General features: G+C 63.8%; 11 protein-coding genes. 1 reads left to right on the forward strand and 10 read right to left on the reverse strand.

The genetic code is table 11. The features are described from left to right. Positions 1 to 167: 167 nt before the first annotated feature. The 7 genes from OU800_RS24455 to OU800_RS21045 form a co-directional block, all read right to left on the reverse strand. Positions 168 to 431 carry a hypothetical protein gene (locus tag OU800_RS24455; protein WP_442964719.1) on the reverse strand — a complete coding sequence of 88 codons (264 nt, stop codon included), beginning with the start codon at positions 429 to 431 and terminating at the stop codon, positions 168 to 170. Positions 432 to 864: 433 nt separating this feature from the next. Further along, positions 865 to 2,286 (reverse strand): two-component system sensor histidine kinase CreC, encoded by a 1,422-nt coding sequence (gene creC / locus OU800_RS21020; RefSeq protein WP_268179283.1) that lies wholly within the window; start codon positions 2,284 to 2,286, stop codon positions 865 to 867. Between the two features lie 13 nt (positions 2,287 to 2,299). After that, positions 2,300 to 2,980, reverse strand: coding sequence for a two-component system response regulator CreB (gene creB, locus OU800_RS21025; RefSeq protein WP_268179284.1), 681 nt, complete (start codon positions 2,978 to 2,980; stop codon positions 2,300 to 2,302). A 200-nt stretch (positions 2,981 to 3,180) separates the two neighbouring features. Further along, entirely contained in the window at positions 3,181 to 3,618 is a 438-nt protein-coding gene (locus OU800_RS21030; RefSeq protein WP_268179285.1) for a CBS domain-containing protein, read from the reverse strand. 69 nt (positions 3,619 to 3,687) lie between these two features. Next, positions 3,688 to 5,718 carry a methyl-accepting chemotaxis protein gene (locus tag OU800_RS21035; RefSeq protein ID WP_268179286.1) on the reverse strand — a complete coding sequence of 677 codons (2,031 nt, stop codon included), beginning with the start codon at positions 5,716 to 5,718 and terminating at the stop codon, positions 3,688 to 3,690. Positions 5,719 to 5,883: 165 nt separating this feature from the next. Continuing rightward, positions 5,884 to 6,393 carry a retropepsin-like aspartic peptidase RloA2 gene (gene rloA2 / locus OU800_RS21040; RefSeq protein ID WP_268179287.1) on the reverse strand — a complete coding sequence of 170 codons (510 nt, stop codon included), beginning with the start codon at positions 6,391 to 6,393 and terminating at the stop codon, positions 5,884 to 5,886. 371 nt (positions 6,394 to 6,764) lie between these two features. Further along, positions 6,765 to 8,003: an HD-GYP domain-containing protein gene (locus OU800_RS21045; protein WP_268179288.1), complete on the reverse strand. Its 1,239-nt coding sequence runs from the start codon at positions 8,001 to 8,003 to the stop codon at positions 6,765 to 6,767. 191 nt (positions 8,004 to 8,194) lie between these two features. Between OU800_RS21045 and OU800_RS21050 the strand changes: the two genes are divergently transcribed. Continuing rightward, positions 8,195 to 9,085, forward strand: coding sequence for an acyltransferase (locus OU800_RS21050; RefSeq protein ID WP_268179289.1), 891 nt, complete (start codon positions 8,195 to 8,197; stop codon positions 9,083 to 9,085). 109 nt (positions 9,086 to 9,194) lie between these two features. Here the strand turns inward: OU800_RS21050 and fdhA are convergent, their stop codons facing one another. From fdhA to OU800_RS21065, 3 genes are all read right to left on the reverse strand, one after another. After that, positions 9,195 to 10,394: a formaldehyde dehydrogenase, glutathione-independent gene (gene fdhA / locus OU800_RS21055; RefSeq protein ID WP_268179290.1), complete on the reverse strand. Its 1,200-nt coding sequence runs from the start codon at positions 10,392 to 10,394 to the stop codon at positions 9,195 to 9,197. Between the two features lie 191 nt (positions 10,395 to 10,585). After that, entirely contained in the window at positions 10,586 to 11,449 is an 864-nt protein-coding gene (gene purU / locus OU800_RS21060) for a formyltetrahydrofolate deformylase (RefSeq protein ID WP_268179291.1), read from the reverse strand. 151 nt (positions 11,450 to 11,600) lie between these two features. Then, positions 11,601 to 12,230, reverse strand: a complete 630-nt coding sequence (locus tag OU800_RS21065) for a sarcosine oxidase subunit gamma (RefSeq protein ID WP_268179292.1) — start codon at positions 12,228 to 12,230, stop codon at positions 11,601 to 11,603. Between the last annotated feature and the right edge of the window lie 22 nt (positions 12,231 to 12,252).

Here is a 12,252-nt window from a genome sequence, read left to right on the forward strand (position 1 = left end):
ACAAGGCGAAGCTTGTCCACCATGACTGGGTTGAGCACTGCGAAACCCGGGAACCCGCCGATGATGGGTTTCGCGTTGCTCTACCCCTCCTACGTGTTGCCTCCCTCACCAAAACGACGAAGGCGCCCAAGCGGGCGCCTTCAGTCGAAGCAGGTGTCGCGGGGCGGTCAGGCGGTGCGGTTGACACCGACGCGGTCTGCGCCGTCTGCGGCTACGCGATTGGCTCCGACGCGATCAGCACCATCTGCAGCTACACGGTTGGCACCTACACGGTCTGCACCGTCTTCGGCTACTCGGTTCGGGCCGACACGGTCAGAGCCATCTTCGGCTACCACAGGGACAGCAGTGGATTGAACGGCAATCTGCGGCAGGGCGAATGCGCTGGCGGACAGGGTGGCGATAACGAGGCTGGCGAGGATTTGCTTTTTCATGGTTCGGCTCCGGATCAAGGCTGGAAGGTGACTACGGGGCCCATGTTACCCATAAAAATTTGATTTAAAATCGCAAAATAACAAACATAAGAATCGAATTAATAGATAAATCAAGATCGCCGTGACGGTGGTGCGCATAGCGCACCCTACGGCGTGGTCTCCGGGGTATGGGTGTAGGGTGCGCTATGCGCACCGATAGCACCTGGCAGAAGCAGGAGATATGAGCGGTACGCACGTAACGCCAGCAAGTAGACTCGACCACCACTCTCAACGGTGGATGAAAAAGCGTCATTCACTCTACGGGGGAAATGGTGCCGTAGGGTGGACAACGCGAAGCTTGTCCACCATGCCTGGTCTAGCCCCCGTCGCAGCTACGACTGCATGGATGCAGGATGCCAGAGCCCCACAGGGTAGCCGGTGCGCGCAGCGCACCCTACGTGGGGAGTGTTAGCTGCACTTCCACACCGCCTTCGACATTGCCGATATGCAGTTCGCCGCCATGCAGCTCGGCCACTTCCTGCACGAAGTTCAGCCCCAGGCCGGTGCTCTTGCGGCCACCGTTGGGGCGCGGCAGGGAGTAGAAGCGTTCGGTCAGCCGACCCAGCGCGTAGCCGGGGATGGCTTCGCCCTGGTTGAACAGGCGCAACTCGATGCGCTCGCTCTGGCGTTCGGCGGCGATGCGGATGCGTCCGCCGCGTGGAGTGAAGTCCAGGGCATTGTCCAGCAGGTTGGCCAGGGCCTGGCGCAACAGGAAGCGTTCGCCGCGCAGGTTGAGGCCGGGCGGTAATGCCTGTTCGATCTGCAGGTTGGCGGCGGTGATACGTGCCTGTTGGGCTTGCAGCAGTTCGTCCAGCAGTGGCGCCAGCGGCACCGTCACGCGCTCTTCCAGGCCCTGGCGTTGTTCCACCTGGGCCAGGTGCAGCAGGCGTTCGATGAGGTTCTGCAGACGCGCGCTTTCCTGCTGGATATTGGCCACGAAGCGCTGGTGCTGCTCTACCGGCATGTCGCCGTCGAGCAGTTCGGCGGCGCCACGAATGGCAGCCAGTGGGCTTTTCAGTTCATGAGTCAGGGTGTGCACGTAGCGCTCGACGTAAGCCTTGCCCTCCAGCTCGGTGCGCATGCGCTCGACCGCCTGGGCCAGTTGCGCGAGTTCGCCGCCGCGCACTTTCGGCGCCTCGGCGCGTTGGCCCTCGCTGACCGCCTGGGCGTAGCGGGTGAGCTTGCCCAGAGCGGCACTCAGCCACCAGGACAGCGCTGCGCCGATCAGCAGGCCAAGGGCGATCAGCCCGGCGCCGAGCCAGCTCAGGCGGTTCTGCGAGCGTTCGATATAGGGCAGCAGGGTGCGGTTGGGTTTGGCCACCGAGACCACGCCGATGATGCGCTCGCCGTCCTTGATCGGCGCCGCCACGTACATCACCGAGGAATCCGGGTCGTTCGGGTCTTCCCGGGTCGAGCGCGCGCCGTACTGGCCACGCAGGGTCAGCAGCACGTCATTCCAGCGCGAGTAGTCCTGGCCAACCGCCAGGCCGGTGGAGTCGAGCAGGACGATGCCCTTGTCGTCGGTGACGTAGATGCGGTGGTTGACCTCGGCCTTGGTCAGGCCCCAGATGGTCGCCTGCGGTTGGCGCCGGCCGTAGGCTTCCAGCGCCTCGGTGAGGCGGCCCTGGCCCAGCGTGCCGTCCTTGACCTGATCGCGCAGGATCTCGGCCAGCAGGTTGGCGGTATCGACCAGGGTTTCCTCGGTGCTCTGGCGCACGCCGGGGCGGATCTCGTCCATCACCGTGCTGAGCACGAACCAGCCGGCCAGGCCGACGAAGAGGAAATAGACGAGGAAGATGCGTACGCCCAGCGGCATGCTAAGAGCCTCTCTAGGTTTCTGGCTCGAAGCTGTAGCCCAGGCCGCGATGGGTCTGGATCGGCTCTTCGCTCGGGGCGATGGCGCGCAGCTTGGCGCGCAGGCTCTTGATATGGCTGTCGATATTGCGCTCGTAGCCGGCTTCGCTGGCCACGCCGAGGGCATCGAGCAACTGCTCGCGGGAATAGACCCGGCGCGGCTGGCCGAGCAAGGTGCGCAGCAGGCGAAATTCGTGGCGGGTCAGGCTCAGCGCCTGGCCGTGGTAGTGGATACGAAAGGCCGCGTCGTCGATCTGGAAGGCGCTCGGCGCAGTGGTTTGCGGCGTCTCACGCGGGGCGATGCGCTTGAGGATGACCTTGACCCGTGCCGCCACCTCGCGCGGGCTGAAGGGTTTGACCACGTAGTCGTCGGCGCCGATTTCCAGGCCCACCACACGGTCGATCTCTTCACTGCGCGCAGTGAGAAAGATCACCGGTACTTCGGAGAAACGGCGCAGACGCTTGCACAGCTCGAAGCCGCTGATATCCGGCAGACCGACGTCGAGAATGGCCAGGTCGAAGGCGCCGTTTTCCAGCAGGCTCAGCGCTTCGCCGCCCAGGCTCGACCAATGGGTGAGGAAGCCTTCGGCCTGCAGGGCATAGACCAGCGTATCGGCAATCGCGGCTTCGTCTTCGACTATGAGTATCTGCGGCATCGGGCGTCCTGCACCTGGGGAGTGACGGCAGGAGCCTGCCGGGGGCGGTTGCGGGCGTCAAGGTTCGGGCGTGAGGGCGCCCGCGCATAGGCCCCGGATTGCATCCGGGCTACGTCGATGGTTTGCCGTGATCGACGCCTCGGCGCCAGCCCCTACCGCGGATAAATCCGCTCCTACCGATCGTGCGCCCGGGCAGCTACTCAGTGCTCGCCGCGGATGTACTGTTCGAGCTGGCGGATCAGGTCGGCCTGTTCGGCGATGGTTTCTTTCACCAGGTCACCGATGGACAGCAGGCCGATGAGCTCGCCCTCAGCCAGCACCGGCAGGTGGCGCAGGCGGCGTTCGGTCATCAGTTCCATGCAGTGCTGTAGGCTGTCGCGCGGGCCGACGCTGATCACGTCGCGGGTCATGATCTCGCTGACCTTGGCGTTCAGCATGGAGCGTTCGGCAAGGGCCACCTTGCGCACGTAGTCACGCTCGCTGACGATGCCCACCAGGCGGCCAGCGGACATTACCACCAGGGCGCCAATGCTCTTTTCCGCCATGATGCGCAGGCCGTCGAGCAGGGAGTCGTCGGCGTCGATGCTGTAAAGAAGGCCGGTGGGCTTGGTTCTGAGGACTTCGGCGACGGTTTTCATGCTGGGGCTCCTTGTTGTGTGCTGTGTTTTTAGCAGAGTTGCCCCGCCACAGCCAAGCTGGCTGCGGCATCAATCGAGGCGAAAGCGCCCGGTGTTGCGCGTCAATTCGTCGCTGCCACGGCGCAACTGCTCGGCAGCCTGGCTGACGGTCTGGGCGCCATCGAGCAATTGCCCGGAGGCTTGATCCACTTGCTGGATATTGCCACTGACCTCATCGGCGGTGGCCGCTTGCTGCTCGGCGGCGGTGGCGATCTGCGCCAGACGGTCGCTGACGCCCTGCACCGAGGCGACGATGCGCTGCAGCTCCTCGCCCATGGCCAGCACGTTGCCGATGTCGCCATCGGCCTGGCTGCTGGCCTCCTCCATCAGGCTCACCGCCTGAGCGACCACGCGTTGCAAGCCGTCGACGGTCTGCACGATTTCCTGGGTCGAATCCTGAGTGCGTTGCGACAGCGAGCGTACTTCGTCGGCTACCACGGCGAAGCCTCGGCCCGCATCGCCGGCACGCGCAGCCTCGATGGCGGCATTGAGCGCGAGCAGGTTGGTCTGGTCGGCGATGCCCTGGATCACGTCCACCACGCGGTTGATCTGCTGGGTCTGCTCGCGCAGTTGCTGCAAGGCCTCGGCACTGCTGCGCAGGCGCGTGCTGAGCTGACGCATGCTGGCGCTGGTGCGCTCGCTGCGCTGGTTGCCACTGAGCGCCACTTCGCGAGTCTGCCGAGCCTCCACGGCGGCCTGCTCGCAGCTCTGCGCCACGCTCTGCGCGGTGGCCGCCATCTGCGTGGCGGCGGTGGCGATCTGGCTCATCTGCGTCTGTTGCTGCTCCACCGCGCCCAGCGCTTCATGGGCCTGGCCGCTGAGCCGCTGCACGGTGCCATCGAGCTGATGACTCTCACGGTTGACACCCTGCAAGGACTCGCGCAGTTGCTCGACCGCCGTGTTCAGCGCCTGGGCGATGGCGGCCAGCTCATCGCGCCCCGCGACCTGCATGCTCACGCGCAAGTCGCCGTCACGCAAGCCGCGCGCCGCCTCGATGATGCTGCGGGTACCCTGGCGAATCGAGGCATTCAGGCACAACAGCACGTAGAGGGCGAGCAAGGTGAGCACGCTGAAGGCACTGATCACTTCGATCATCGCGCCCAGTGCACGGTCGCGGTAATCCCCAAGGCTGGTAGCGAACTGTTGGTAGAGCGCCTGCTGCAGGTCTTGCAACAGACTTTCCAGACTCGCCACGCGCTGGATGAACTGCTCCGGCGTGAGCGTCATCGGGCTGTTGTCAAACATGTCACGGTCGATCTGCGCGAGGAAATCGTCGAAGCCCTTGAGCGACGCCTCGAACGGCCCACTCAATTGCCGCATGGCTTGTGGCGCCTCACGGGCCAGGGTGGTCTGCGCCTTGATCAGTTGCACGCGCTGTTCCTCCAGGCCGCGCCGCAGATCGCGCATCAACACCCGGCTCTGCAGGGTGAAATGCTGCGCCACCACCGCCCCATGCCCCTGTGCGGCAAAGGTGCCGAGCTGATCGAGCAGGCGCGGCATCACGTAGGTGATCTGCTCCATCATCAGGTAGGTGTCGAGGTAAGGATCGAGGATCAGGGTGCTGTCGGTGGCCACCTGCTCGCGCAGGGCGATCAGATATTGCAGGGCCTTCTGATAACGCTGCAGGGCATCGGGCAGTGCCATCCTGCCCAAAGCGTCGGCACGCAGGCCTTCGCGCTCCCCCTGCAAGGCCTGGAAATGCTGGCGCGCCTCAGCGCTGATCAGCGCACTCTGCAGGGGCTCGCCCGCCCCTTGCAGGGCTTCGTCGAGTCGCGCTTCACGTTGTTTCAGCGATTCGGCAGCGCCCTTCTCGTTGCCCTTCCAACGTGCCAGCAAGGTGCGCTGGGCGATCAGCTCCTGCTGCAACCCGGCCATGCGCTCGAGCGCCCGCGCGCCTTCGAGCTCCTTGTCGATCGAGTCGATGCCGGCCATGTAGCCCCCGGTAACGGCCCACAGGGCGTAACCAAGCGGTAACACGAAGAGCAGGAAGAGCAGTTGGAATTTCTGAGCAAAACTGAAACGCTGCAGCAGCCAGACACCCGGCCCGAGCAATCCCGACATCTTTGCACCCCTGTAATCATGGGCCGGAAGGCCTGGCAGACGATTGCATTTAGCAAAAAGCAGGCCCGCGACGCATCGACTACGGAAGCAGGATGGTGGCGGTGCACTCGCGGCGAGTGTACTGGCCAATGAGCATCAGCATTGTTTCTGAATGCGACAATTAACTCAGCATTGCGGACGCTCGCGGGTGTAACGCTCGGCGGGATTGACCGCCGCCCCCATGTCGCGCATGGCGCTGGCACCGATCAGCAGCGGATAGCTGAAGGTGCTGCGGTCGGTGAGGTTGACCTCGATGGTGCGCTTTTCCTCGCCCAGGCAGATCGGCATTTCGATCACCGGGCGTTGCGAATAGGTGGCCTCTTGAGCGTCATCGTCGCCCTCTTCGGCGCGGTTCTTGATCTCGGCAACGCGGATCAGGGGGTGTTCGTAGAGGGTGTCATCGGCGCCATCGACGGCCAGACGGAAGCGCACCCAGTCCTCGCCGTCACGTTTGAAGGATTCGATGTCCTTGGCCGACAGCGATGCCGTCATGGCGCCAGTGTCCATCTTGGCTTTCAGCGTCTTGCCCAGGGCAGGCAGCTTGATCAATTCGTAGCGACCGTACAGATCCGGTTGTTCGTCGGCCAGCGCCGGCAGGCTGATGGCGCTGGCCAGCAGAAGCGCAAGGTATTTCAAGGTTCGGCCCTCTCGTGGTGATTGACCGAAACTCCGACCGAGCAAGCCTGAGCAATGTTCCTGTACGAAGCGTTACAACATGCTGCTAGCAGGCCGTTGAAAAACGTAGGCGACGACTGCATGGATGCAGGAGGTAGAGCGAAGCAGGAAGCCCGAGCCGAGGCAGCCAGTGCAATACCGATGGCGGCCCCGCAAAAACAGGCGAAAAAAGCACTGGGCCCGCACTCGGGTTTACGAGTTGTAAATGAGCATTTTGATCGGACTCGCGCACGAGACTGTTTTTAACGCAGCAATGGCAACGCACGACTGCATGGATGCAGGAGGTAGAGCGACGCAGGAAGCCAAAGCCGAGGTAGTTTTTCAACAGCCTGCTAACGCCCGCGCCCATTCAGCTCCATCCCCGCCCACAGCTCGTCGAGACGCTCGAAGCCCCATTCCTCCGCCGACTCACGGCCGACGATGCGATCCTGATCGCCGATCTTGCTCAGGTCGACCACGGTCTGCGCCAACGGCAGGCGCGACTTGGCCGAGAAGAACACCTTGACCTTGGGCGCCAGCAGCGCCTTGGGATTCTGCTCCATGACCACGGCCAACCGCCCGCTCTGCAGCCGCACCAGAGCACCAACCGGGTAGATGCCGACGGTCTTGACGAAGGCCTGGAAGACCACCTCGTCGAAGTGCCCCTTCCATTCAGCCATCTTGCGGATCGACTCGGCAGGATCCCAGCCGGGCTTGTACGGCCGATTGGAGGTGATGGCATCGTACACGTCACACACCGCGCCCATTTTCGCCAGCAGGCTGATCTGCTCGCTCTGCAGGCGGTGGGGGTAACCGCTGCCGTCGACCTTCTCGTGGTGATGCAGGCACACGTCCAGCACCAACGCACTGACCTGCTTGCATTTGATGAGGATGCTGCCGCCCTCTTCCGGATGACGGCGGATAATGGCGAACTCTTCGTCACTGAGCTTGCCGGGCTTGTCCAGCAGTTCGGGCGGCATGGCCATCTTGCCGATATCGTGCAGCAACCCGGCCAGGCCGGCTTCACGCACTGCCGCCGTCGGCAGGCCGAGCTGCAGGCCCAGGGCGATCATCAAGGCGCAGACCGCCACCGAGTGCATGTAGGTGTACTCGTTGACGTGCTTGAGCCTGGCCAGGCTGATGAACGCGTTGGGGTGGCGCATCACCGACTGGGAGATGTCCTCCACCAGGGTTTCGGCCTGCTCGAATTGCAGCGCCTGGCCCATGCGTGCGTCATTGAACATGTCCATCACCGCCTGCTTGGAGCGCGCGCACAGCTTCACCGCTTGCTCCAGCTCCTGATCCAGCGACACGGGCTTGACCTTGGGCGGCTCGATGGCGGCCAGCAGCCGGGCCTGGGCTTCGCATTCGGCCTCGGCCCTGCTGGCAGCCTTCACCCCAGGGGCAACGTCGCTGCCCTTGCCGACATCGATCCACAGTTCGCTGATGGCGCTGTCACGAATACGGGCAAGGTCTTTCTCGGAGTCGAGGAGGAACTTGGATTTCCAGAAAGGGTGATCCATCCAGGATCCGCAGAACTCCTGGATATACATACCGAGGCGTAGATCAGCCACCGCAATGCGCTTCAACATCGGGATCATCCAGAGCTGGTTGACGGGGTTGTCCTGGCAAGACACTTCATTCAGTGTCGGACAATCCAGGGTATTTTCCATTGACCAGCATCAAGCAACAAATGGCACATCGCCATCGCCCATTAGCCGTATTTTTGAGGCCCGCTGCGCATGTGCTTATGATGTCCGCTCGTGCCCGCCAAGGAGTCGATATGCGCCCACTGCTGACTGGCATTGCCACCATCTTGCTGCTGCTCGTCAACACCCTCGTTCTGATCGGCCCGCTGTTGCTGATCGCCCTCGCCAAGTTCGCCCTGCCCGGGCAGAGCGCCCGCGATGCCTGTTCCCGTGGGGTGATGTGGGTGGCCGAGTTCTGGGCCGAGAACTGCAAGCGCATCTTCACCCTGCTCACCCCCACCCGCTGGGATATCCGCGGCAATGCCGAGCTGCGCCGCGATGGCTCCTACCTGGTGATCAGCAACCACCAGTCGTGGGTCGACATTCCCGCCCTGGTGCAGGCCTTCAACCGCAAGACACCCTACTTCAAGTTCTTCCTCAAGCAGGAACTGATCTGGGTGCCCTTCCTCGGCCTGGCCTTCTGGGCGCTCGACTACCCCTTCATGAAGCGCTATTCCAAGGCCTTTCTGGAAAAGAACCCGCACATGCAGGGCAAGGATCTGGAGATCACCCGGGCCGCCTGCGAGAAGTTCAAGCGCCTGCCGGTCACCGTGGTCAACTACCTGGAGGGTACCCGCTTCACTCCGGCCAAGCAGGCCCAGCAGCAGTCGCCCTACCGTTACCTGCTCAAGCCCAAGGCGGGTGGCGTGGCCTTCGTGCTCGCCACCCTGGGTGAGCAGATCGACGCCGTGCTCGACGTCACCCTGGTCTACCCCGAGGGCAAGGCGCCGGGCTTCTGGGCATTGCTCAGTGGCCAGGTGGACAAGGTGGTGGTCGACATCCAGACCCGCAACCTGGCCCCCGAGCTGTGGCAAGGCGATTACCAGAACGACCCGGTATTTCGCCAGTACATGCAGGACTGGGTGACCCAGCTCTGGCAGGAGAAGGATGCGCGCATCGCGCAGATCCGCGCTGCACAAGAGTGATCGCACCAAAGAAAAGGGAGCCCGTAGGCTCCCGAAAGAAGGCGCGGACCAATGCGCCTGGCCGTGAACAAGTCAGGAACAGGCCCGGAACGCTTCCGGGCCACGGGCATCACGCCGCGCTGAAGGTCTTGTGCGGGTCGATGACGAATTTCTTCGGCACGCCAGCGTCGAACTCGCCGTAACCGCGCGGTGCGTCGTCCAGGCTGATGACCTCTACACCAACGATTTCCGCGATATTCAGGCGATCCCACATGATGGCTTGCATCAGTTGGCGGTTGTACTTCATCACCGGAGTCTGGCCGGTGTGGAAGCTGTGCGACTTGGCCCAGCCGAGGCCGAAGCGAATGCTCAGGCTGCCGATCTTGGCAGCGGCATCCACCGCGCCCGGATCCTCGGTGACGTACAGGCCGGGAATACCGATCTTGCCGGCGACACGGGTGATCTGCATCAGCGAGTTGAGCACGGTGGCCGGAGCCTCGTGCTTGGCGCCTTCGTGACCATGACCACGGGCCTCGAAGCCCACGCAGTCAATGGCGCAGTCCACTTCCGGCTCGCCCAGCAATGCGGCGACCTGCTCGTGCAGCGGGGTGTCCAGCGACAGATCGGCGATCTCGAAGCCCTGAGCCTTGGCGTGAGCCAGACGCGCCGGGTTGAGGTCACCAACGATGACCACGGCCGCGCCAAGCAGGCGAGCCGAGGCAGCGGCAGCCAGACCGACCGGGCCGGCACCAGCAACGTAAACGGTGCTGCCCGGGCCGACGCCAGCGGTAACGGCGCCGTGGTAGCCGGTGGGCAGGATGTCGGACAGGCAGGTCAGGTCACGGATTTTCTCCATGGCCTTGTCGCGATCCGGCAGTTTGAGCAGGTTGAAGTCGGCGTAAGGCACCAGCACGTATTCGGCCTGGCCGCCGGTCCAGTCGCCCATGTCGACATAGCCGTAGGCACCGCCGGCACGCGCCGGGTTGACGGTCAGGCACACGCCAGTGTGCTGTTCCTTGCAGGAACGGCAACGGCCGCAAGCGACGTTGAAGGGAACGGAAACCAGATCACCGATCTGCAGACGCTCGACGTCACGCCCCTTCTCGACCACCTCACCGGTGATCTCATGGCCCAGCACCAGGCCGACCTGAGCGGTGGTACGACCGCGCACCATGTGCTGGTCGGAGCCGCAGATGTTGGTGGAAACGACTTTCAGGATGACGCCGTGCTCGATCTTCTTGCCGCGCGGATCCTGCATTTTCGGGTAGTCGATCTTCTGCACTTCGACCTTGCCCGCGCCGAGGTAAACCACACCACGATTACCAGACATATCTAACTCTCCTTTCTTTTTGTGGACACAAGACGCGGCTGACAGCCGCGCGGCCTTGCACTGGAGCTTCTTTCGTCTGTTGCCGGAAACCGCCGTTGAAACCTGGCAGGGCGGGTTCCCGTAGGGTGCGCTATGCGCACCAATGTCTTTGCGTTGCCTCCCGGTGCGCGCAGCGCACCCTACGATTGCCCTCAGGCGTTGAGCACCACCGTGCGGTTGGCGTTGAGGAACACGCGGCGGTCGATGTGGTAACCCACCGCGCGCGCCAGGGTCAGGCATTCAATGTCGCGCCCCTTGGCGATCAGATCTTCAGGGTAGTGCGCGTGATCCACCGCTTCCACGCCCTGGGCGATGATCGGCCCTTCGTCGAGGTGGTCGTTGACGTAGTGAGCGGTGGCGCCGACCAGCTTGACGCCCTTCTGGTAGGCCTGGTGATAAGGCTTGGCGCCCTTGAAACCGGGCAACAGCGAGTGGTGAATGTTGATCGCCCAGCCATCCAGCTTGCGGCATAGCTCGGGCGACAGCACCTGCATGTAACGGGCGAGCACCACCAGCTCGGCGCCGCAGTCCTCGATCACCCGCAGCACGCGACGCTCCTGCGCCGGCTTGTCGGTCGGGTCGAGCGGGAAATGGTGATAGGGAATGCCATGCCAGCGCGCCAGCGGCTCCAGATCCGGGTGGTTGGACACCACCGCCACCACCTCCATGGACAACTGGCCGATGCGCTGCCGGTAGAGCAGATCGTTCAGGCAGTGATCGGCCTTGGACACCATCAGCACCACCTTGGCGCGATACCCCGGCGGCGTCAGCTCCACCTGCATGTCGAAGGGTGCCAGGCGCTCGTCCAGGCCGGCGCGGAACGCCGCCTCGTCGAAGTCCTGCGGCTGGCGGAACTCGACGCGGATGAAGAAGCGCGAAGACAGGCGGTCATCGAAACTGCGGTGCTCGGTAACGTAGCAGCGCTGCTCGAACAGAAAGCGCGTCACCGCGTCCACGGTGCCGAGCACGCTCGGGCAGTGGGCGGTGAGGATCCAGGTGTCGGGGGTGCGGCTCATGACAAACTCCGAGACAAACTCCGTTGCTGTTCACCCCTCTCCCATTCATGGGAGAGGGGCCGGGGGAGAGGGCCGACGGTACAACGCGATCCGCCCGCCCCCTCTCCCCAACCCTCTCCCCAAAGGGGAGAGGGAGCCGTTCGTGTCAGCCTCAGGCCTCGACCGCCAACCCATACTCGGCGCTGGCATCCTGCAGCCAGAGCCAGAAGTAGTCGGAGAAGCTGCGGCGGATCAGCAGTTCCCAGGTGTCTTCGCCGGTGTGACGAATCACCAGTTGCGACTTGGCGAACACCGTGCCAACCGCCTTGCCCACCGGGAAGTTCTTCGGATGCACGTCATAGCTTGTGGACTTCATCAGCAGTTCGCGCACCTTGGGCCCGGATAGCTCCAGCAGGGTCTGACCGCCGCTGACGTTGACCACCGAAATATGCTGACCGGCCAGGGCCTCACGCAGCTTGCCTTCCACCTCGAATTCGCTGCCACCGGGCACGATCAGCAGCCACTCGTCCGGGCCCAGCCACTGCAGCGAGGTGTCGCCGTTGGCCACCAGGGTCAGCGCCCCCGGCAGCTCCAGGCCCAGGGCCTTGTGCACGCCACCGGCGAAGTTGGTGTCATCGGCGTCGCCACGCAGGATCAGATGACCCAGCAGCTTCTTCTCGCGCAGCGTGACGCCGGCGCCCTTGCGGCCCTTACCGGCCAGCTCGTGCAGACCGGCATGGTGCAGGGAGGACTGCCCTTCGATGTTGGCGGGGCGTTGTTGGTACACGTTCACTGCGCTCATTTCTCACCTGCCTGGTGCGCCT

This window comes from Pseudomonas sp. GOM7 (assembly GCF_026723825.1).
Classification (GTDB): Bacteria; Pseudomonadota; Gammaproteobacteria; order Pseudomonadales; family Pseudomonadaceae; genus Aquipseudomonas.